Origin of the sequence: Niallia sp. MER 6, from assembly GCF_023714395.1 — a bacterium.
Taxonomy (GTDB): domain Bacteria; phylum Bacillota; class Bacilli; order Bacillales; family Cytobacillaceae; genus Niallia.
Window position 1 is genome coordinate 405783 of record NZ_JAMAUK010000001.1, and the last position, 21348, is coordinate 427130.

At 40.2% G+C, this 21348-nt stretch carries 18 protein-coding genes and 3 other annotated features; of the genes, 6 read left to right on the plus strand and 12 right to left on the minus strand.

Going from position 1 to position 21348, the window contains the following annotated elements; genetic code table 11:
• Window positions 1–137: 137 nt before the first annotated feature.
• Window positions 138–1340 (plus strand): MFS transporter, encoded by a 1203-nt coding sequence (locus M3600_RS01960; protein WP_237941087.1) that lies wholly within the window; start codon window positions 138–140, stop codon window positions 1338–1340.
• Window positions 1341–1372: 32 nt separating this feature from the next.
• Here the strand turns inward: M3600_RS01960 and M3600_RS01965 are convergent, their stop codons facing one another.
• The 3 genes from M3600_RS01965 to M3600_RS01975 form a co-directional block, all read right to left on the minus strand.
• Entirely contained in the window at window positions 1373–1798 is a 426-nt protein-coding gene (locus M3600_RS01965; RefSeq protein ID WP_251644654.1) for a GGDEF domain-containing protein, read from the minus strand.
• A gap of 5 nt (window positions 1799–1803) precedes the next feature.
• Complete coding sequence (locus tag M3600_RS01970; RefSeq protein WP_251644655.1) at window positions 1804–2664, minus strand: histidine kinase N-terminal 7TM domain-containing protein; 861 nt, start codon at window positions 2662–2664, stop codon at window positions 1804–1806.
• 218 nt (window positions 2665–2882) lie between these two features.
• Window positions 2883–4862, minus strand: a complete 1980-nt coding sequence (locus M3600_RS01975) for a methyl-accepting chemotaxis protein (RefSeq protein WP_237941085.1) — start codon at window positions 4860–4862, stop codon at window positions 2883–2885.
• 237 nt (window positions 4863–5099) lie between these two features.
• Here M3600_RS01975 and M3600_RS01980 point away from each other — a divergent pair, with 237 nt between their 5' ends.
• Window positions 5100–6305 carry an MFS transporter gene (locus M3600_RS01980; protein ID WP_251644656.1) on the plus strand — a complete coding sequence of 402 codons (1206 nt, stop codon included), beginning with the start codon at window positions 5100–5102 and terminating at the stop codon, window positions 6303–6305.
• Between the two features lie 41 nt (window positions 6306–6346).
• On the opposite strand, the gene M3600_RS01985 is transcribed toward M3600_RS01980, so the two are convergent.
• Window positions 6347–7360, minus strand: a complete 1014-nt coding sequence (locus M3600_RS01985; RefSeq protein ID WP_233317883.1) for an asparaginase — start codon at window positions 7358–7360, stop codon at window positions 6347–6349.
• 187 nt (window positions 7361–7547) lie between these two features.
• Between M3600_RS01985 and M3600_RS28820 the strand changes: the two genes are divergently transcribed.
• A complete protein-coding gene (locus tag M3600_RS28820) occupies window positions 7548–7673 on the plus strand; it encodes a hypothetical protein (RefSeq protein ID WP_267913469.1) in 126 nt (41 codons plus the stop codon).
• 81 nt (window positions 7674–7754) lie between these two features.
• Here the strand turns inward: M3600_RS28820 and thrS are convergent, their stop codons facing one another.
• The 3 genes from thrS to M3600_RS02000 all read right to left on the minus strand — a co-directional run bounded on the left by thrS (window position 7755) and on the right by M3600_RS02000 (window position 12190).
• Window positions 7755–9677, minus strand: coding sequence for a threonine--tRNA ligase (gene thrS, locus M3600_RS01990; RefSeq protein ID WP_237942259.1), 1923 nt, complete (start codon window positions 9675–9677; stop codon window positions 7755–7757).
• Window positions 9678–9732: 55 nt separating this feature from the next.
• Window positions 9733–9941, minus strand: a binding site (T-box leader).
• A gap of 31 nt (window positions 9942–9972) precedes the next feature.
• Window positions 9973–10180: a binding site (T-box leader), on the minus strand.
• Between the two features lie 32 nt (window positions 10181–10212).
• Window positions 10213–10432: a binding site (T-box leader), on the minus strand.
• 71 nt (window positions 10433–10503) lie between these two features.
• The gene (locus tag M3600_RS01995; protein ID WP_237941084.1) at window positions 10504–11403 is read right to left on the minus strand and encodes a PhzF family phenazine biosynthesis isomerase; all 900 of its coding nucleotides are present in this window, start codon (window positions 11401–11403) and stop codon (window positions 10504–10506) included.
• Window positions 11404–11428: 25 nt separating this feature from the next.
• Entirely contained in the window at window positions 11429–12190 is a 762-nt protein-coding gene (locus M3600_RS02000) for a GNAT family N-acetyltransferase (RefSeq protein WP_237941083.1), read from the minus strand.
• A 171-nt stretch (window positions 12191–12361) separates the two neighbouring features.
• Here M3600_RS02000 and M3600_RS02005 point away from each other — a divergent pair, with 171 nt between their 5' ends.
• Window positions 12362–12832 (plus strand): hypothetical protein, encoded by a 471-nt coding sequence (locus M3600_RS02005; RefSeq protein ID WP_233317086.1) that lies wholly within the window; start codon window positions 12362–12364, stop codon window positions 12830–12832.
• A gap of 190 nt (window positions 12833–13022) precedes the next feature.
• Here the strand turns inward: M3600_RS02005 and M3600_RS02010 are convergent, their stop codons facing one another.
• The 3 genes from M3600_RS02010 to murQ all read right to left on the minus strand — a co-directional run bounded on the left by M3600_RS02010 (window position 13023) and on the right by murQ (window position 16438).
• On the minus strand, window positions 13023–14042 hold the full coding sequence (locus M3600_RS02010) for a MupG family TIM beta-alpha barrel fold protein (protein ID WP_251644657.1): 1020 nt from the start codon (window positions 14040–14042) through the stop codon (window positions 13023–13025).
• Entirely contained in the window at window positions 14039–15400 is a 1362-nt protein-coding gene (locus tag M3600_RS02015; protein ID WP_251644658.1) for a PTS transporter subunit EIIC, read from the minus strand. Before M3600_RS02015 ends, M3600_RS02010 begins: the two co-directional genes overlap by 4 nt.
• Before the next feature lie 120 nt (window positions 15401–15520).
• On the minus strand, window positions 15521–16438 hold the full coding sequence (gene murQ, locus M3600_RS02020) for an N-acetylmuramic acid 6-phosphate etherase (protein WP_233317089.1): 918 nt from the start codon (window positions 16436–16438) through the stop codon (window positions 15521–15523).
• A 335-nt stretch (window positions 16439–16773) separates the two neighbouring features.
• On the opposite strand from murQ, the gene M3600_RS02025 reads away from it, so the two are divergent.
• Window positions 16774–18018 carry an MFS transporter gene (locus tag M3600_RS02025; protein ID WP_251644659.1) on the plus strand — a complete coding sequence of 415 codons (1245 nt, stop codon included), beginning with the start codon at window positions 16774–16776 and terminating at the stop codon, window positions 18016–18018.
• A gap of 47 nt (window positions 18019–18065) precedes the next feature.
• Here the strand turns inward: M3600_RS02025 and M3600_RS02030 are convergent, their stop codons facing one another.
• Entirely contained in the window at window positions 18066–18761 is a 696-nt protein-coding gene (locus M3600_RS02030; RefSeq protein ID WP_237941077.1) for a glycosyltransferase domain-containing protein, read from the minus strand.
• A gap of 360 nt (window positions 18762–19121) precedes the next feature.
• Between M3600_RS02030 and M3600_RS02035 the strand changes: the two genes are divergently transcribed.
• Window positions 19122–20834, plus strand: coding sequence for a methyl-accepting chemotaxis protein (locus M3600_RS02035; protein ID WP_251644660.1), 1713 nt, complete (start codon window positions 19122–19124; stop codon window positions 20832–20834).
• A gap of 16 nt (window positions 20835–20850) precedes the next feature.
• Here M3600_RS02035 and M3600_RS02040 read toward each other — a convergent pair whose 3' ends face one another.
• Complete coding sequence (locus M3600_RS02040; protein ID WP_233317093.1) at window positions 20851–21339, minus strand: methylated-DNA--[protein]-cysteine S-methyltransferase; 489 nt, start codon at window positions 21337–21339, stop codon at window positions 20851–20853.
• Window positions 21340–21348 lie beyond the last annotated feature (9 nt).

Here is a 21348-nt window from a genome sequence, read left to right on the forward strand (position 1 = left end):
AATGCAGTAAAAAATTTCCGGATGAAAGATAAGGCTTTATGGCTGCTATTAAATTTATTAATCATTATATCTATACAAGTTACTTAAATTAGATTATCATCTAATTAGATATCAATCTAATTAGAAGGTGATCAATCATGTCTATTCTGTCGCAAGAAAAGGAATATCAGAAGTTGTTTTTTTCTGGCCTTATCAATGGCATCGGAGACAGATTCAGTCAAGTAGCTTCTCTGTCGCTTCTTTTACAATTGTCTGCATCGGGTATGTCTGTAGGCATAACACTGGCTTTGCGCATGCTGCCATTCTTACTATTTGGGCCACTTAGCAGTATGGTTGCTGCTAAATGGTCTCGAAAAAAAGTTTTGCTTTATACAGACATAGTCCGGGCTTTCATTGCCATATCCTTTCTATTTGTAAACAGCAAAGAAGATATATGGATTATTTATGTTGCCTCGTTTCTTTTGGCCAGCGGTGAAGCCCTCTATGCGCCTGTGCGGAAGGCAAGCATTCCAGCACTAATAAATGGGGAAAGTATGAAAGCAGTAAACGGGTGGGAACAAGTCCAGTTGGGCTTCGTCCTTGTTATCGGCGCATTTTCCGGCGGAATCATCTCCCTGCTATTTGGCCAAAAAGCTGCCTTTTTTGTCAATATCTTATCCTTCTTGACTGCAGCAGCATTTATAAGCAGAATTGCAAAAATAGATGATGCTGTTCGGCATACAGCTCATCAGCCAGCAACGAAGGAGAAAGGTAATCAGCTTATAGCCGTAATTTTCTCTTCCTCCTTATTTATCATGCTGTTAAGTGCTGATATTTTTGTACCTTTAGCTAACGGGATAGAAAATGTCCTTATAAGCATCTATGCGATAGACACCTTTCCTGCTGCAGATCTAGGAGTAGGCATTCTATACAGCGTCTTGGGAGTTGGCTTTATTATCAGCCCCTTTTTCACTCGATTAATTAAGGGAAACTTCTTATTGTTTGCTTATCTCGCGATGATCATTGAGGGAATTATTCTGTTGATTGTAAGCCAGGTGAACTCGTTTGCAATGATTGCCGTCCTGTTTGGGATATTGACGGTTTTTGGAGGTGTCGGAAATGCATTGCTTGATACAGTTGTGATGAAAACCATGCCGCAAAAGCACCAAGGAAGTTATTTTGCCTTATCTGCCACAATCGGCAATACAAGCTTAGGTTTATCCATGTTCGTTACAGGTCTGCTGCTTGAAGTATTTGAACCGCGAGCATTAGGTGCGGCCAATGGGCTTTTATATATTTTCTTCGGGGGAATGTATTTGTTGTGGGCAAGCCAAATATATCGGCAGAAAAGCCCTGCATAAAAAAAATGTATCCTGTTAACAGGATACATTTTTTAGTGAATGACAACCGGGTCTTCAAATGACCGAACACAGTTTCTGCCGTTATTTTTCGCTGTATATAGTGCCATATCGGCTTCATCCATAAGGGAGGCGATAAGCTTGCTGTTTTTTTGGTCGTTAGCAGCAGCACTTGCAACACCGAAGCTTGTCGTCACCTTGATTTCTTTTCCATCTACATCGACGTGTGTTCTTTCGATTTCTCTGCGAATTGCTTCGGCAATAACAATTGCTTCCTGCATGAAAGCATCAGGCAGACAGATGATAAATTCCTCACCGCCATACCGGCCAATAATATCAGATCTTCTCATATGCTTTTTAGCCAGTTTAACCACTTGCTTTAGGATGGTATCTCCTGCTTTATGACCAAAAGTATCATTTACTTTTTTAAAATAGTCCACATCAAACATGATGATGCTCAAGCTTTTCAAATACCCTTGAGGATATCGTTAATCGATTTGCCAATGGCACGGCTGATTTTCGGCACCATCTGCTGCATAATTGGATTAAAATCTACAATTATGTTGTTATGGTTTAAAACTAAAACCCCTTCCTCCATACTGTCAAACACCTTTTCTCTAGCAATTGGTGCAACGCTGAACATCTGCAAGGATATAATGGCGGCACCATGGAAAATAAAAGAGATGCTCATTGATATTGGTCCTAAATCAATGCCATTTGGACTTAAACCAGTTAAATACAAAACACTCCCTAGCACAGGCACAAATAGTCCTGCAGTCATCGTGGCTATCTGCCACTTAAAGCGGCTTGCTCTGCCCTTTCTAAATTGCGCAAGCAAGAGGACAATGCTCCCTAACACACAGGCATACAGGAAAAAGGAATGAACATAGAACCATGGTCCTCCTTCTAAGCTCAAAACAGGGAAAGGTCCAGATGTGTCCATACTCATCGATTTATAGTAAAAATGGTGAAAATCATTTGTATAGTGAACAAGTATTGTCAGCAGTGGCAGACCGAAAAAAAAGTAATACAAATGCCGGTTCCACTTTACTCCGACATACTCCATGCACATAAATAATGTAAAGACAGGGATGAAGGGCAAAACTAAATATTCTAGTCGCAGCCAGATTTTTGCATGCTCTAGTAATTGACTGTTCAGTTCAAAAACATAAAAGAACGTAAACAGCGAGCAACAAAAAGTCCCTAAAATATAGAAGATGCCCCCAGGAGCATGGCGTATATTAAAAAAGGCGTAAATGCATAGCAAAGCGCTCAATAACCCACCGCAAATATCAATAAAGGAAAAAAGGAATAGTTCATTTGACATTTTAAGTTTTCTTCTCCATCTTTTCTAAAGATTGGTGCAACAGCCTTTTGGTTCCTTATGGCGATGCATTCCTTTCTCCATTATATTCTATATCCCGGCAATAAGGATAGAAAAAAAGGACCGCTTCTGTTTTGTGACAAAAGCGGTCTTATCATTGGTACAGCAGCTTTTCTTAGCTGAAAGAAAAACCGTTCCAACAATTGGATTTATTTGCCTAATTACACAGTGAACTTGCGGATCAGCTCTTGCAGTTCCTCTGACATGTTTGCAAGTGATTTAGCTGAAGCTGTAACTTCCTCAAGGACAGCAATTTGCTGTTCTGTGCTTGCTGCAACACTTTCTGATGCAGAAGTGTTTTCTTTAGCGATATTTGCTAAGTTAAATGAAGTCGCAGTGACGGACTGTATTTCTCCATTAACACCTTTAACGATATGAGAGACTTCGTCCATTTTTGGTGCCATATTTTTGATTCCTTCAATAATGGCATTAAACTTGACGATTGCTTCTTGTGAAACCTCGATTCCTGTTTCAACACTTTCAGCAGCCTGCTTCATTTTATCAACAGTCTGTTCTGTACTTGTCTGAATATCTTTAATCAAACCAGTAATCTGTTTAGCAGATGTTTGCGACTGTTCTGCAAGCTTTCTTACTTCCTCAGCCACGACAGCAAATCCCTTGCCTTGCTCTCCAGCCCTTGCTGCTTCAATTGCGGCATTAAGTGCAAGCAGGTTTGTCTGTTCAGCGATTCCGCTGATTACATTGCTTATTTCATTTATTTCCTTAGAGCGATCGTTTAATGATTTTATCATTTGATCTGATTCGCTCACATGGTTATAAATAGTGGTCATTTGGTCCACTGTTTTTTTGACAGACTCTCCGCCCTCTATTGCATGATCTGCTGTCAATCTTGCTTCCTTATTGACCATTTCCACATTATTATAAATTGTATTTATGCCTTGTCCTACCTTTTCAATAGCTGCTGCTGTTTTTTCCATGCCAGTAGTCTGCACCTCTGCACCACTTGCAATCTGTTGAATAGAGGAGGCAACATGAACAGTTGCTGTTTTTGTTTCTTCTGAAGCTGCTGACAGCTCTTCAGCTGCTGCTGCCACCTGCTCTGTATTTGAATCTACTTGTGAAATCAGCCCCCGCAGTGATTCCTTCATATCGGAAAATGCTGTGCCAAGCTCGCCAATTTCGTCATGTGAAGACACTTCAATCGGCGCTGTTAAGTCTCCCTTGCTGATAACCTGTGCACTATTCTTCAGCTTCTGAAGCGGGCGGATGATTGAACGTGTAACAAGAATTGCAACAGCAATGCCAACTAGGATAGCAAAAATCTGAATAATTAACGATGACTTTACAATAGATGCTGATGCATTATCCACTTCACTTTTATACATCGTCCCGGCAATTTTCCAGCCAGTTAATTTGTTCGTTGTAAATGCCATGCTTTTCAGCTCACCATCAAGCTCATAGTTTTGATGTCCTGATTCACTTTCATACAGTGCAGACATGAAGCTGTCTTTTGCCTCAGAGCCGGACTCTTTCGATGGGTGATAAATATATTGTTTTCCCCTCCCAAGGATAAAGCCATAGCCTTCTTTACCGATTGTCACTTTTTGAGCAACTTCTTTTATCGAATCAACCTTTAAATTTATTCCAAGGATACCAGATCCATCAGCAAGCTTTTTGGAGATGGTAACAACCATTTCTCCGGAAGCTGATAAGTAAGCATCAGAAATCACTGTTTCTGTTGTTGGGTCTGCATTCTTATACCAATCTCTTTCCCTTGGGTCATAACCGTCCGGAAGCTTTTTAACTGGGTATTGAATCATCTCTCCATTCGCGGTGCCTACATAGATGCTGGCAGTCTCGGGATGGAGGGATGCATATTCATCAAGCCGTTTGCGTAAATCTGAATTCTCTTTTACGCTGTTTTTATTTACCGCAATGTTTTCAGCAAAAAATTCAGCATCTTTCACCTTTGGCTCTACTGTACTGTCTATATATTCGTTTAACAAGTTTACACTCGCCTCTGATGCATACGAGATTTGGTCTGAAATCGCCTTGTTTGCACTGAAATAGGAGACTGCTCCTATTGTTAGTACAGGTATAATGACTAACAGCAAAAAGGTGATTAATAGCTTCTTTTGAATCGTCATTTTCATCTTCTTTATTCTCTTTAAATTCCCCATGATGTCTCCTGTCCTTAACTTTTTATATCTTTCTACCCCCTATATCGACAAGTAATTTGGCAAATATATAAGAAAATATTCCTATTTCTTTTATTAAGTCTCTGGTAATCATTCATTCTTTGAGAACTCGGATAAAATCCCTATCATTGCATACCTTTTAGAAAGGCTATATAATCAGATGGATTTCATCATCTCCTCATCTTTAGGAGAGAACTAACAATAAAAGGAGCGCTGAAATTGAGTCACGTAATTATTAACGAGGCAAGTCAAAAAAGGAATTATCCCTTTATAACATTTATTCTATTTTGGTGCGGACTTACCTTGTTAACAAGTATGTACATTACCATTCCCTTAACCTCCGTCTTCTCAGAGGAATTCCACATTACTTTAGACCAGACATCCTGGATAGGCAGTTCGTTTTCTTTATGTTATGCTCTTGGCTGCTTACTGTATGGACCTATCTCCGATAAATATGGACGAAAGGTTCTTATGGTAGTCAGCATCAGTGTATTAACTGTTATTACATTTATGATTGGCTTTGTCCATTCCTATCATGCGCTCGTGGTTTTAAGGGCAATACAAGGACTTGTTGCTGCTGCATTTGCACCCATTTCCCTTGTTTATGCAGGCGAAATGTTTCCACCTAATAAAAGGGTCACAGTCGTTGGCTTTATCAGTACTGGATTATTGATGGCCGGCATCATCGGGCAGCTTTTTAGCGGCATTATTAATGAACTGCTCGGGTGGAATGCAATCTTTCTTATTTTAGGTGTTGTTTATCTGTTTTCTGCCGTGCTTGTCATTATAGCTCTGCCGAAAGAGGAGCAGGAAAAATCAACCGAGCATATTTGGAGCAAGTTTAAGCAGATAAAAAAGCTGTTTTATCAGCCACAGCTCCTGCTTTGCTTCTCGGTTACGTTCATGCTGTTATTTACATTAGTTGGTATGTACACTATTTTGGGCAGCTATTTATCCTCTCCGAAATTCGGTTTATCTAGTGACCAGATTTTGTATGTAAGAGCAGTTGGAATTATTGGGATGCTTATTGCTTTTTTTGTCGGATCCATTTCCAAGCGGTTTGGGGCATTGAACGTCATGAGAGCTGGCCTTGGCCTTTCCGCTGCTGGATTATTCTTGTTAGGTTTTTGCACCTCTCTGCCTGCAGTTGTCATTATGAGTGTTTTGTTTGTGACCGGAATTGCAGTAGTTTCACCTGTCATTATATCTTTAATCAGCCAAAAAGCAGGCAATGCGCGAGGAACAGCTATCTCATTTAATGCTTTCATTCTGTTTCTTGGAGCAAGTGCTGGTCCAATCGTATCTGTACAGCTGTTAAAAACAGGAATGCTGACAATGTCTTTCATCATTCTTAGTGTGTTTTTATTGATTGGTCTTGGGGTATCCTTCTTCCTTCGATCAGCAGCACCAGCACAAAGCAAATAATAACAAACAAGGAGACAGGGGCATCCTGTCTCCTTGTTTATTTATATTTCCCCCTGCGTTTTCTTAAGAACAAAGTTCGCTTTCACTGCGCCGATTTTTTCCTTCCTTGCATTATAAACAGGCGCTTCTATATACTTAGACAGCTGTTTAAAAATTTGCTCATTACCTACCCCTAACTGCCTGAGCACTTCCATTGTGGCAACACTGACAGCTCTTGTCCCTCCATCTTCCACTTTAACAGCAATGCCGATTCCCTCCATCGTTAAACCAAGACATTGAACCGCTTCTGCTCCTGCCTTTGAAACAATCTGATTTCCAAATGCTTTCATTAAATCTGTATCAAACCGTTTCGTTCCGCCAACCATTTCCGGATAATTTATCATCCCATCCCTTATTCTTTCAAGAGCGCCTTCTCTTTTGTTTGAAGCATCAGGTTTGGCAAGCCTCGCATAACCAAGTGCTGCATGTAGTAAAGGCAGTTGATGGACAGGCACCCCGCATCCGTCCACACTGATTCTGATTTGCTCTTTTGGATAGGAGCATACTGCTTCGATTGCCTCAAGAATCCGCTGCTGAACAGGGTGGGTAATCTCGCGGTAGGATGCAATGTCTTCGTTCATATGGACCGCTGTTGCCAGCATGCCAGAATGTTTGCCAGAGCAGTTGCTGTAAACTGGTGTAACATCTTTGCCTGCTGTTAGTAATTTTTTATAGCTCGCCATATCCCAAGGTGTATGTGTCCCACATTGGAGGGCATCTTCCTTCAAACCAAGCTTGTCTAAAATATCAAGGACAGTGTGGCGATGATAGCTCTCACCGCTGTGTGAAGCACAGCTTAGTGCAAGTGCAGAACCATCATAAGCAAAGCGGTCTGCTGCACCAGTTTCTATAAGGGGAATAGCCTGGAACGGTTTCATGGATGACCGTGGAAATGTCAATCTGTTCGGATCTCCATAGGAGTAAATCAATTCTCCATCTCTATTGACTACAGCTATATGAATATCATGTGTGCTTTCAATATATGTGCCTCTATATACTAAAATCGGTGCTTCCACCTTCCATACGCCTCCATTCTCTAATGCCTGTGTATAGTCATTTTAATACAAGCTCACTCTTTTGTGTCGAAATATTATAAAAATTCTTCTTTGCTCTCTAATTTATTGGTACGAATAATATTTTTATATGTTGAAACACTAAAAAAGCCATAATTAAATGGCAGAACCATATTCAGGAGGGATTTTCTTGGCGATACTTGTAACCATTATCTATACAATTATCAGGCTGCGAACGAGATTAGATTATTTATTAAATCATTCTGCCTATAAGCTGAACGGCTTTTTGAAGCTGTTTGCGGTTCCAAGTGTTTAAAGATACTTCTTTGCCTGAAATATAAAAAAAGCCTTGTCAAACTAGTCGTATAGACTAGCAAGACAGGCTTTTTTTATGAAATTATGATAAGCTTCTATCTTTTATTTGCTTGCCTACAGCATCGATAAATTGCATGAGCGATTGCTCCTTTATGTCCCTGCTGCCAAACTTGCGGACATTTACAGTTCCTGCTTGCGCTTCTTGGTCACCTAATACAAGAATATAAGGAATCTTTTGCAGCTGGGCATCTCGGATTTTATAGCCTAGCTTCTCTTCCCGCTGATCTAATTCAACAGAAATACCAGCTTGCTTCAAGGCGGATTGAACTTGTAAACAGTAGTCCAGATGTACATGTGAAACGGGAATGATTTTCACTTGGAGTGGTGCAAGCCAAACTGGAAAAGCTCCTTTGAAATGTTCAATTAGAATGCCAAAGAATCGGTCCAGACTTCCATAAACTGCCCTGTGAATAACAACTGGCCGAACCTTTTCATTGTTCTCATTTATATAGACAAGATCAAACTTTTCCGGCATTTGAAAATCTAGCTGAATTGTCGCACACTGATGACTTCTGTTTAATGCATCTTTAATATGAAAATCAATCTTCGGTCCATAAAATGCTCCATCGCCTTCATTTACCACATAGTTGATGTTTAAATTATCCAGCACTTGTTCAAGGGCATGCTCTGACGCTTCCCAAAGGCTGTCATCTCCTAAAGAATCCTCCGGTCTTGTTGACAGCTCCACACTATAATCAAATCCAAATGTGCTGTATACTTTATCAATCAGCGCAATTATGTCTTTGATTTCTGTTTGAATTTGATCCTCCCGCACAAAAATATGGGCATCATCTTGGCAAAATGTACGGACTCGAAGCATCCCGTTCAAGGCGCCACTGTATTCATGGCGATGAACTTGGCCGAACTCAGCTAGCCTGATTGGCAAATCTCTGTATGAATATAAATTATTTTTGTAAACAAGCATATGACCAGGACAATTCATCGGTTTCAGTGCAAAGGATTGATTGTCGACATCAGAGAAATACATATTATCTTTATAATGATCCCAGTGTCCTGATTGTTCCCATAGTCTTTGATTCATCATAAAAGGAGTGCGTACTTCCTCATAGTCCGATTCCTGCTGCAATTCTCTTGAGAATTTTTCCAGCTCATTGCGAATCCGCTGCCCTTTAGGCAAATAAAACGGCATGCCTGGAGCTTCTTCAGAAAACATAAATAAGCCTAGCTGCTTTCCTAATTTACGATGATCCCGATTCGCTGCCTCTTTTAAAAAGTGCATATAATCCGCTAAGTCCTGTTTATGAGCAAATGCTGTTCCATATACACGCTGAAGGGCTTCATTCTGACTATCTCCCTTCCAGTAGGCTCCAGAAACATTTGTTAACGCAAAAAACTTCAACATCCCTGTTTGCGGAAGATGAGGACCACGGCATAGATCCATAAATTCTCCTTGCTTATAAATGGAAATGATTTCATCGCTTGGTATTGCACTCAATAATTCTAACTTGTAGGATTCCTTCCTTTCGCGCCAAATTTTTTCTGACTCATCAAAGGAAACTTCGATACGCTCAATCGGCAAATCTTCGTCGATGATTTTCCTCATTTCTGCTTCGATAGCTGACAAGTCACCAAGTGATAACGGTACCTCGCTTTTCACATCATAATAAAAACCATTTTCAATGACCGGACCTGTTGCTAACTCGACAGATGGATATAATCTTTTCAATGCCTGTGCCATAATATGTGCAGCAGTATGGCGCAAAACTCCTAGCCCTTCGATAGAATCAACAGTGATAATCGAAAGCTCGGCATCTTCCTCCAGTCGAGTAGCTAAATCTAGCAGCTGACCATTTATTTTTGCCGCTGCTGCTTTTTTGCACAAACTTAAGCTAATACTTTCTGCAATCTCCCCTGCTGTAGCTCCTTTTTTATATTCCTTCCATTTCCCATCCGGAAATTTCACTCTGATACATTGATTCTTCATCAATCAATCAACTCCTATTAAAAATTTGTATAAAAAAAACACACTCATCCCTCTAACAAGGGACGAGTGCGTTTTATACCCGTGGTTCCACCCAATTTTCCGCAAAAATTTTGCGGCTTATTGTGCTTTAACGCAGCTAACGGTACCTTTTCTAAGGCACTGCTCCAAGGCGGTAAATCATTTTCCTAAGCCAGGAAGTTTCCAGCTTGCACTTCCCTCTCTGTAGACCGTAAAAATAATTCATGTCCTTTTCATCACTTTTTTATATAAAAAAATAAGCACACTCATCCCTCTAACAAGGGACGAGCGTGCTTATACCCGTGGTTCCACCCAATTTTCCGCAAAAATTTTGCGGCTTATTGTGCTTTAACGCAGCTAACGGTACCTTTTCTAAGGCACTGCTCCAAGGCGGTAAATCATTTTCCTAAGCCAGGAAGTTTCCAGCTTGCACTTCCCTCTCTGTAGACCGTAAAAATAATTCATGTCCTTTTCATCACTTTTTTATATAAAAAAATAAGCACACTACATCCCTCTAGCAAGGGACGAGCGTGCTTATACCCGTGGTTCCACCCAATTTCCCGCAAAAACTTTGCGGCTTATTGTGCTTTAACGCAGCATTGACGGCATTGGATACTATATTTCCCCAACACAGCTCAAAGGTGGTAAGATGTTAAAATCTGTTAGGAAGATTCCAGCTTGCACTTCCCTCTCTGTCAACTTTTTTAAACAACTCATGTCCTTATCTTCGCTTTAATAATTATTTAACATATTACCGTATATTCCCAAACGTTGCAATATCTATTTTATTTTTTCCAGCCCATTTTTTTTAATGACCAATATTTATTTCCATTTCATTCACATACACTGCTGTTCCTGTAACTTCTATGCCAAGTCCGTTATCTCCCTCTGACACCGTTACTAACACTGTGCCTGCACGGTTCATTTCCAAACCTTGCTCTATTATTAAATGCAATGGCTTTTTAGCCTGCTCTTTAATATAAGAAGCATAATAAGCACCCATCACTCCAGAGGCGGTGCCTGTGACAGGATCTTCCACTGTTTTAGAAAATGGCGAAGAAAAATGGCGGGCATGCATATCAGCGCCTTCCTGTTCTGTTTCGAGGCAAAAAGGATGCAAGGATGCCTTTGGATTCTCTGTCAAAATTTTCGGGAACAATTGATTGTCCGGCTTCATCTTCTTAAACGCAGATAAGCTCCTGATAGGGATAAGCAGTGTCCATATTCCTGTACTGCCGTACATAATTGGCAGCTCTTCCGATAAATCATCTTCTTTTAAACCAATTGCCAAGGCTAGCTCTTTCTGGGAACCTCGAAATTCCATAAACTTTGGCTGTGCTTGCTTCATCGTTATGTACATTCTTCCTGAATTATCTACCTTTAGTTTAATCGGTAGTATGCCAGCTTTGGTTTCTATTGTTAACTCCTCTTTCGGAGGCAATAATCTCTGTTCGTAAAGGCCGTATAAACAGGCGATCGTCCCATGTCCGCATAAATCCATTTCATGGCCAGGTGTGAAGTAATTTATCTTCAGGTCTGCTTTGTCAGAGCTGGCAATAAATGCTGTTTCATTAAATCCAACCTTAAAGGCAATCTCTTGCATTTCCGACTTACTGCATAAATCTCCTGTGAAAACCACTCCAGCAGGATTGCCTTTGTCCGGCATGGTGCTGAATGCATCATAATGAAAAACTTTAACTGATTTCACGCTGCTCATCCCCTTTGCAATAGATTTAATCCTCTTCAAATACCTTCACTGTTTCATACTGAAAACTGACATATTCATAATTTTGCTTTTTATACATTTCCCTTGGTGTATCCTCACCATCTGCAAGCAGTATAACCGTCTTTTCGGGAAAGGACTTCATCACAAATTGCTGGAGATGTGCCGCGATTTGTTTTCGTTGAAATTCCGGCAGCACAAACAAACCATCAATCTCGACTGTTTGTTCTTTCAGGATTGCTACTAATCCGCCAGCAGGCACTCCATTATAATAAGCGATAACCTGCCCAAAAGCAGAATCCTTAAAGTGACTCCGATTATTTTCCTGCTTCATTGACGCAAACGCACTCCCGAAGACAAGGTCTTGCTGATAGTTTAATGTTAAAAAATCCTCAAGCTGATTTGCTCCGACATGAGCAATTTCTATTTCTTTTTGCATCTCATATCCTGGAAAATCTCGCGGATTTATTTTATACAACTCCGTAAATCCAGTGTCATAGCCTTCACTAGAAAGATTAGTTAATAATGAATCATCTAGCTTTTCATTCGGCGGAAACACAAACTTTACATGTTTTTGCCCTCTTGCAACATGATATTCCTGTAGATATTTTTCTGTATCGCTGAATTCCTTCTTATTTGGCATTTCCTTAAATGCAATAAAATTACTGTCATAACGACTGAGCATCTTCGGATCATGATAATGGCGAAACCTAGCAGTATCAAGAACTACTTCTCCTTCTTTATGTATGTCCATATATGTTATTTCCTTCAAACTTCTGCACCTACCTCTAATATTCGCGCGATAAAATTATACAAATTCTGTAAAAAAATTAATATTTAAAATGCTATGTGTAATAATAAGAAACAGCGGCATTATGACAAGTTACTGTTTTTTCTATATACCAATTACCAATATACAAATAGGAAGCAGGCTGATCCTAAATTGAATAAAGTAACATTGGAAAGATTGTTATGGTCGATTGCTTTTCCTGGCTTTGGCCAGCTGTTAAATCACAAAATCTTAAAATCACTGCTTTTTATTTTGATGGAAATGGTCATTAACCGCCAATCCAATTTTAATCTTGCGATCATTTCCAGCTTCAATGGTCATTTTGATAAAGCAACGGAATATATTCACTTTCAATGGCTTATGTTTTATCCATGTCTGTATTTTTTTGCCATGTGGGATGCTGTAAGAGATACATATAAGGAAGGTTCTACTCCACCTTACGCCTTTCTTCCCTACGTATCATGTACGATTTTTGTAACCATCGGGCTGATTTATTCACAGAGATGGACCTTATTCGGCATCTTGATTGGACCGATATTTATGCCGATTCTCTGTGTCATACCCGGTTTAGCAGTTGGACTTGCTGCAAAAGCATGGCTGCTAAAAAACAGAAGCAATCATTAGGAAGAATGCTGCTGTCCAAGCTAAGCTGCATTCTTTTTTATTGAAAACTCCTGTAAGTTATTTCTTTACTGCTTTAGTTTATCATAAAATTAGCAATTATTACTCTATTAAAACATAAGAATAACCCTGTTAAAAATATAACAGGGCACAAGCTCACTATTATTTTGTTACATGTTGCTCTGTACTCGCTCTAGTATGACCCCAATACTTTCCACTCCAGCTGTTGACCTGGTTGAATATGTGACAGTAGCTCGAGATCCTCCTCGATAACCTGACCAATGACATTAACCCGTTCATCTGCAGGAAGATTTCGTAAGGCAATTTGAACTTCCCCTCGGTAGCGCCCATATAAGTCATTGTCCATTGTAATCATTCCCCGAAGCCGCTCCCCTGTATATTCAGGAGCTGCAGATTCATCATTCCTTGTATCCATTAAGCGCAGCACATCGCGGGCAAAATCGGGACGGATGCGATAAATTCCCCCTTGGAGAACGGAGGAATATATACGAAGTGGGAGGATGCGATCTGAATGAAATTTCATCAGCTTCGCTAAAAGTTCCTTACCTGATGCTGGATCTCCTATATACACATCATCTATTCCCACCTTCAACAGCTCAACTGCTGCTATAAAGGGATCTATATCACGATGGCTTTCCAGCGTTGGAAGCCCTTCAAAGATGGGGCCTCTTTTTTCCCCTACTCCTGGTATGAAGGCACATACTGGAATATTATATTGTTTAAATAAAGCGGTTTGCTTCTTGAAGAAGTTTTCATCTAAGCCAGTTTCACGGCGAGGATAAAAATTATGCCAAGCAATCAGCCTTTCACTCTCTAGTCCATTTGCAAGCAAACTTTTAAGCTCTATCCTTGAAATTGTACTTGCATTAAGGGCAATGTGGAATTGCTTTGACAGCTTAATAATCCTATGCGAATCAAAGTCGTAAAGTCGAATTCCTGCTATGCCAAGATCCCTCAATTGTTCTAAATTTGCTATTCCTAAATGGCTGGGGGTTTTCAGAGACACATCTGCATAAACCTCGACTCCATTAGCTTTGGCTGTTGCAAGCAGTTTTTTTACCTTGCTAGCAAGATGCCCCTGTTCCTCAGGAAGATGCAATGAGGTGAATGCCTTTTTAACTCCTTGCATACTTGCTTCTATTAATCGTTGTTCAGCGAGAGGATCATTTAAATAAAAGGAAATCCCAATCATTCGAATTCACTCGCCATTTCATCCTTGTATCCAAATAAAAATGTGAAAGCAAACCCTGCTGCATAAGCAATGATTAACCCGGCCAAGTATAGTAAAATCTGTTCGGCATGAACTAGAAAGGAAAGCGGTAATCCGGAAACGCCGACAGCAATGGTAGCAACTTTAAAATAAGCTTGAAATGCGCCGCCTATTCCTGCTCCAAGGCAAGCTGTCAAAAATGGCCTGCCAAGGGGAAGTGTCACCCCGAAAATCAACGGCTCCCCGATACCGAGCAAACCGGACGGCAAGGAACCGCCAATCGCTCGTTTTAAGCGTGTTTTTTTCGTTTTTAAATAGATGGCAAATGCTGCACCTACCTGGCCTGCTCCGCCCATTGCTAAAATCGGCAGCAGAGGATCATCCCCAATTGCATTTATTAGTTCAAGATGAACAGGAGTTAACCCTTGGTGCAAGCCTGTTACAACTAACGGCAAAAATGCAGCTCCTAACACAAAGCCGGCTACAACTCCGCCCATATCCAAAACAGCGAGCAAGCCTTTTGTAATTCCATCTGAGATAATGCCCCCGATTGGCATGAACACGAGATAGGTGATAATTCCTGTTATTAATAAAGCTACTGTTGGAGTTATGATAATATCAAGGGACTGCGGCACAAAGCGGCGGACATGTTTTTCGACAATGGCAATGAAGATGGCTGCAAACAAAACACCAATTAATCCGCCCCGTCCAGGCAGCAGTTCTTCTCCAAAAAGAGTTATTCCAGCGACAGACGGATTAATGATTAAAATGCCGGCAACTCCCCCTAATGCAGGTGAACCGCCAAATTCCTTCGCTGCATTTATGCCGACTAAAATGCCTAGATAGGTAAATAAGCCGCCTCCGATCACTGTTAATATCAGCGCAAATTGCGACTCTGCCGCAAGCCAGCCGCCTTGTACAACAGCTTTCGTAATTCCTGTAATTAATCCTGATGCTACAAGGGCGGGGATTAGCGGAATGAAAATATTGGCGATTTTTCGTAAGAACAGTTTGACAGGAGTAGCGTTTTTCGCTTTTAACTCTGACTTTTTCTGTGCTGCTAGCTCTTCTAGATTTACTTCGCCTGATGAGGATAGAAGCTTTCCAAATGCTTCAGTAACCTTATTAACTTTCCCAGGTCCTATAATGATTTGCAGTGTCTCATCCTCAACCAGCCCTAATACACCAGCGATTTTTTTTATTGCTTCTTTATCTACAACAGCAAAATTAACAGGCGTTACACGCAGGCGAGTCATACAGTGTGTATAAGCTGCTATATTAGCAGGACCGCCCAGCTGTTCTAAGATTTTTTGCGCTAAAACATGATTTTCCCCGGACATTTTAGTTCCCCCTCTTTATTCTCATTTGAAACAACTAAAAATGAAACCGCTTTAATTTTCTCGTATAAGAAGACAGCCTTGTTGCCGTCTCAATATTATTCACTCGGTAGCGTAGTTGTGCTATTCTTCCTTGCCACCTGCTAAGTTAACCGCTTTTCTTACATAACCGCCCGCTGTGCCGAGAAGTTCCTTCGCTTCTTTGTATTCTTTATTCGTTTTTAGCATCACAATTGCCGTTTTCACTTCGTTTTGGGCGTTTTCCAGTGCCTCTTTAGCATGATCATAGCTTGCCCCTGTAGTTTTACAGATGATGTTAATTGCTCTTTCTTTTAATTTATAATTGCTCACATGCACATCTACCATTAAGTTTTCATAGGCTTTCCCAAGCTGAATCATTGTAGCTGTTGAAATCATATTCAATATCATCTTTTGTGCGGTTGCTGCTTTTAGTCTTGTCGAACCAGTGAGCACTTCCGGCCCTACGACCACTTCTATACTGTGGTCAGCAGCCTCGCTGATAACGGACTGATTATTGCATGAGAGCGCGATTGCTTTCGCTCCAACACTTCGCGCAAACAAGAGCGCACCTGTTACATATGGAGTACGTCCGCTCGCAGCAATTCCAATCACTGTATCATAGGCTGTTAAGCTAATATCTTTTAAATCTTGTGCTCCAAGCTCCTCTTTGTCCTCTGCTCCTTCAACAGCAGTGACAAATGCCTTTTCCCCTCCGGCTATTATCCCTTGAACTAACCCTGGGGCAGTACTGAAAGTCGGCGGGCATTCGACTGCATCCAAAACACCAAGTCGACCACTTGTGCCGGCCCCAATATAAATAAGGCGGCCGCCATTCTTAATAGACTCACAGGCAAATTGAACAGCCTTTTCAACATCTGGAAGCACTTGCTGTACTGCGAGGGCAACCTTTTGATCCTCTTCGTTCATAAGCTTCAAGATATCTATCGTCTTTGCTGTGTCTATATGCATTGTTTGATCATTTCGAGATTCTGTAGTTAGTAACTTGAGCTTCTGATCCATACGTTAGTCCTCCATTCTTGGTTACCATTTTATTATAGGATTATTGAAACTTAATTTCAATAATTAATTTATTTTTATAAAACATTAGTTCAATTTATGTCATAAAAAAAAGAAACTAGCATAGATGGCTAGTTTCTTATGTTCATTTGGAAAGTACCGTACAGCTAAATGAAGCATATGTTCGATTTTTATCGCACTTAAACGAAGAGATGAAGATTCTAAATTTTCATACTATTATTATAAAATAAATCAAAATATAAGTCTATATTTAATTTTTTTATTATTTTAGGATAAATATACCGGCCGGAAACTAAATAAAAGGAAAAGGTAATGAAATGAACATAACTGTATGGAATGCCAATTTAAAAATACGGCTTTTTGGAGAAGCTCTTTTCAACTTATTGTACTGGATGTATTTTCCCTTTATCGCTGTTTACTTCAGCAGCGCACTTGGCAGTCAGTTAGCAGGGTTGCTTATGACAGTTCCTCCCCTTACAGCAATTGCATTCAGCATGATTGGCGGTGATTTAGCCAACCGTTTTGGGAGAAAGCCTGTAATGCTTACAGGGTGCTGCTTAAAAGCGCTCATGTTTGCTGTTTTTGCCTTATCCTCCTCCCACTGGCTAGACTATCTTTGTTTTATTGGCATCGGAATCGGCGGGGCAATTTATAGTCCTGCAAGTGATGCCATGGTAGCGGATTTGACTACACAGAAGAATAGGCGTCAAGTATTTGCTGTCTTTATCACAGCTAACAATATTGGAGCTGTATTAGGACCTGCAATCGGGGCAACCCTTTTTTTCCAGTACAGAACAGAATTACTATGGGCCTGTATGCTCATTATGGCCATCTACAGTGTTGCCATCTTTTATGCCATAAAAGAAACTGTGCCGGCAGCTGCAAATAGTCATCAAGGTTCTCGAGGTATTTGGAATACATTCCTTAACCAGTGGAAAGCATACAGGACCTTACTCTCTGACAAAGTATTTGTGCTTTATATTGCAGCAGGAGTTTTTGCGATTATAGCTATTATGCAGCTTGATCTTTATTTAGCAATTTATGTGACAGAGTTTGTGCACCTCCAAACGGTGTTGTCAGTCAATGACTGGTCCTTTACACTGTCTGGCACAGAAGCCTTCGGCTGGATGCTCGGCTTAAACGGGCTGATGTTTGTCCTCTTTGTTCTTCCATCTGCCAAATGGCTTAAAGATTGGAAAGACCGCGATATTTTTATGCTTTCCTCTTTTTTAGCAGGCATTGGAATGTTCGCCGTCGGGCTGACAACAAATATTTGGCTTTTAATGCTGTTTACCGTTATCTTTACCTTCGGAGAAATTATTCGCTCTCCTGTGATGAATAATTTTGTGAGTGAATATGCACCCCAAGAATCGCGCGGCTTATATATGGGAGCCTCTAAATTGCAATTTACCATTGGCAGGTTCTTAGCTCCCTTTGCTGTAATTGTTGCAGACTGGATGATGCCTATCCTTGTGTTCGGTTTAATCTTTCTCTCAGCACTTGTTAGTGTGTTCCTTTACTTCTATGTATTCAAGCTCATATCGAAAAAGCTGCCCGCTTAAAGCAACAAAAAGGGAGGCATATCCATGCCTCCCTTAAAAATTACCTATTAAACTAGTTCAGGCAGCTCCATTTCCAGCACAGCTGCTGTGTGAACATGGCGGAAATATTTACTGTTTCCTCTGCTGTCTCCTTGCAAATATCCATAAAAGAATCCTGATACCCATGCTGCATAATTGAAGCTAAGCTGGTCTGCTCTGCTGAAATTCTTCACCAGCTTCCACCACTGCTCCATTAATTGCATCACGTCAGGAGAATGTGTTTTTCGAAGGATTACACTGCTTTCAATCAAGCCGTTATGTTTAGGGTAATACTCCTCTTTATATTTCGCCAGCTGATCCCTGATAATTTCTTCATTGTCGCACCCTTGCTTTATACACTCGTTCGCTTCCTCATAAATGCAGTCACTTAGTGGATGCTTAAAGGTATACAGCGGTCTGTCGCCTAGCAGAAAGTACTGCTCAATCAGCTCATCGATATCTCCAGTTATCTCCATACTCCCATCTACCCAAATACTGAATTCATATTCAGGCAAAAAGAAATGCGGCATGATTTTAACCTGCCGGCACTGCCTTTCAATATCCAAGTCGCTTGGAGGAAGAGGCCTTATTTGCCATGTAGATGAAATAAGTGCTGGATCATCTGTAAAGCATATATAGTCACACTGATTAGATTTAATTGCCGGCTCCTTTAATTCGTCATCGCCTTTCGTTATCGCTGTATAGATTACCACCCTTTTTTTCATTTGCCTTCTCCTTCCCTTTCTACTAAAAACAACGAAAAATTTCTCAATATTCAATTAATCACTTATTATAGCATAATTGATTTTTTTGCACTATTATGTAGCCTTTTTATTCCAGAATCTTTTTTTCATACTGATTCTAGTAATTAACCGTTTATTCACAGAGCGAAACTTCTTTTTTATTTTTCAAATTCCTCCAGTTTTTCACCCCTTACAAGTATTTATTCAAGAAGAAGGAACTCCATGCATGGACAATCGCCTTAAGGAAAAAAGAGGAAAAATTACACCTCTATATTTTAATTTAACTCTGTCGATATATGTATTAGCTTCAGGAATTTATCTTACTTAAAAGGAGAATATACATTGAAACTGCTTAAGAACTTATCTATTACAAAGAAGCTGTTCATTATCATCTTAGTAAGTGCTCTTGCACTCGGATCAGTCGGCTTTTTAGGATTAAATTATATCCGTGTCATGGCAAAGGACACAGAGATTATGTACAAGGAGAATTTACTGCCAGTAACAGACATGCTGCAGATCAGGATAAATACAAGGGCGAGCAGCGCATATACATTAGAATTGCTGCTGACGACTGACGAAAGCAAAAATAAAGAATTGCACGAGGAAATTACTTCTGCTTGGGAAGAAATTGATGCACTTGTTGCGGAAATTGAGAGCGGAAACTTAATGTCTGATGAACAAAAACTGCTCGAGCAGTTTAAAGAACAAATCACTGCATTATCTGCCGCAAGAGATAAGGTTGTCGAATTGGCCCTTGCCAACAAAAATGAAGAAGGCTATGACCTTTACTTAAAAGAAGTAGAACCAAACAGAGCGAAGGTTAATAATACGCTTAAAGAACTTGCAAACACAAAAACACAGTATGCAGAAAATATTTACAGCAAAAGCAAAGATAGCTTAAAAACAGTTACGATTTTTGTTGCTGCAGTCATCATTGTCGGCTTACTGCTGCTAATCGGATTAAGTATTCTGATTGGACGAATGATTATCAATCCTGTGAAGGAAGTAAAAGAGCTTCTTTCTCTTGCTGAAAACGGAGATTTCACAGTAAAAGGCAGTTATCAATCACGTGATGAGATTGGTCAGCTGTCAGAGTCCTTTAATCATATGACATCAAAGCTGCAATCTGTATTCAGCACTGTATATGATTCTTCTCAGCAGGTTGCAGCCGCTTCAGAGGAATTAAGTGCTAGCGCGGAGGAAAACAGCAAAGCAAGCGAGCATATAACTCTTACTGTACAAGAGCTTTCCGCTGGAACAGACAAACAAGTAGATAAGGTGGAAGACAGTGCACATATTATCAGTGACATAACAGCTTATACGAAAACAATTGCTGATAACACGGAAAAAATAACAAAAGATGTTCTGCACGCATCTCAAGTGTCTACTGAAGGAAACGAAGCAATTGCAGAAGTTAACACACAAATGAATTCTATTTATGCAAATGTTAACAGCTTATCAGAAGCTGTCAGAAGCTTGAAGGAACGTTCAAATGAAATTGGAGAAATCACAAATGTTATCACTGGCATTTCAGCGCAAACAAATCTGTTGGCATTAAACGCTGCCATTGAGGCGGCTAGAGCTGGTGAGCACGGCAAAGGCTTCGCTGTTGTCGCAGATGAAGTCAGAAAGCTTGCAGAGGAATCAACTAATTCAACAGAACAAATTTCAAAATTGATTCAATTAATTCAAAAGGATACTGAGCATACATTGGAAACAATGGAAAGAGCATCTCACGAGGTTCATTCAGGACTGAATGTTGTTCATTCTGCCGGCACCTCTTTCCAAAAAATCGAAACTGCCGTAAATAGTGTTGTATCCCAAATTGAAGATATATCAGAAGCCTTGAATAAGCTTGCAAAAGGAACCGAAACTGTCCATGCATCGATATTTGATGTAAGTGATGTCGCGAAAGATTCAGCTGCCATCACCCAAAATATCTCTGCTGCTACACAGGAACAGCTTGCTTCTATGGAAGAAATCACTTCTTCGTCCCAGGCACTTGCTCTTTTAGCAGATGATCTGCAAACAATCATTAAGCAGTTTAAAATATAAAAAACATGTCCCGAGCTTATTGCTTCGGGACATGTTTTTTATTTTCATGGTCAAGCAGCCATTCCTTCCTCCATAACCCACCTGCATATCCGGTTAAACTTCCGTTGCTGCCGATAATCCGGTGACAAGGGATAACAATACATAGCTTATTTCTGCCATTTGCACTGCCGACAGCCCTGATTGCTTTTTCATTGCCGATACTGACGGCAATTTCTTTATAGGAACCCGTATTTCCGTAGGAAATGTCCATTAATGCTGTCCACACATTTTTTTGAAAATTAGTTCCCTCTATAATGTAGGGAAAACTAAATGTTTCAAGCTCGCCATTAAAATACTGATCAAGCTGCTCATAGCAGTCTGTTAATGGTTTCGGTATGTCCTCTGTCAGCGGATATTGCAAGCTGTCTCTTTCTGTAAACAAAACAGAATATACTCCAGCCTTTGTACCTGTTATTTCGATAAGGCCGATTGGCGATTGATAGTCGATAATAAACCTTTCATTCATATAATTGCC

Bases quoted from the DNA above. Each gene is read 5' to 3' on its own strand.
- M3600_RS02040 (WP_233317093.1), bottom strand. From the start codon at position 21,339: ATGAATGAAAGGTTTATTATCGACTATCAATCGCCAATCGGCCTTATC.
- M3600_RS01960 (WP_237941087.1), top strand. From the start codon at position 138: ATGTCTATTCTGTCGCAAGAAAAGGAATATCAGAAGTTGTTTTTTTCT.
- thrS (WP_237942259.1), bottom strand. From the start codon at position 9,677: ATGAAGAATCAATGTATCAGAGTGAAATTTCCGGATGGGAAATGGAAG.
- M3600_RS01975 (WP_237941085.1), bottom strand. From the start codon at position 4,862: ATGGGGAATTTAAAGAGAATAAAGAAGATGAAAATGACGATTCAAAAG.
- M3600_RS01970 (WP_251644655.1), bottom strand. From the start codon at position 2,664: ATGTCAAATGAACTATTCCTTTTTTCCTTTATTGATATTTGCGGTGGG.
- M3600_RS02015 (WP_251644658.1), bottom strand. From the start codon at position 15,400: ATGTCCGGGGAAAATCATGTTTTAGCGCAAAAAATCTTAGAACAGCTG.
- M3600_RS02025 (WP_251644659.1), top strand. From the start codon at position 16,774: ATGAACATAACTGTATGGAATGCCAATTTAAAAATACGGCTTTTTGGA.
- murQ (WP_233317089.1), bottom strand. From the start codon at position 16,438: ATGGATCAGAAGCTCAAGTTACTAACTACAGAATCTCGAAATGATCAA.
- M3600_RS02030 (WP_237941077.1), bottom strand. From the start codon at position 18,761: ATGAAAAAAAGGGTGGTAATCTATACAGCGATAACGAAAGGCGATGAC.
- M3600_RS02010 (WP_251644657.1), bottom strand. From the start codon at position 14,042: ATGATTGGGATTTCCTTTTATTTAAATGATCCTCTCGCTGAACAACGA.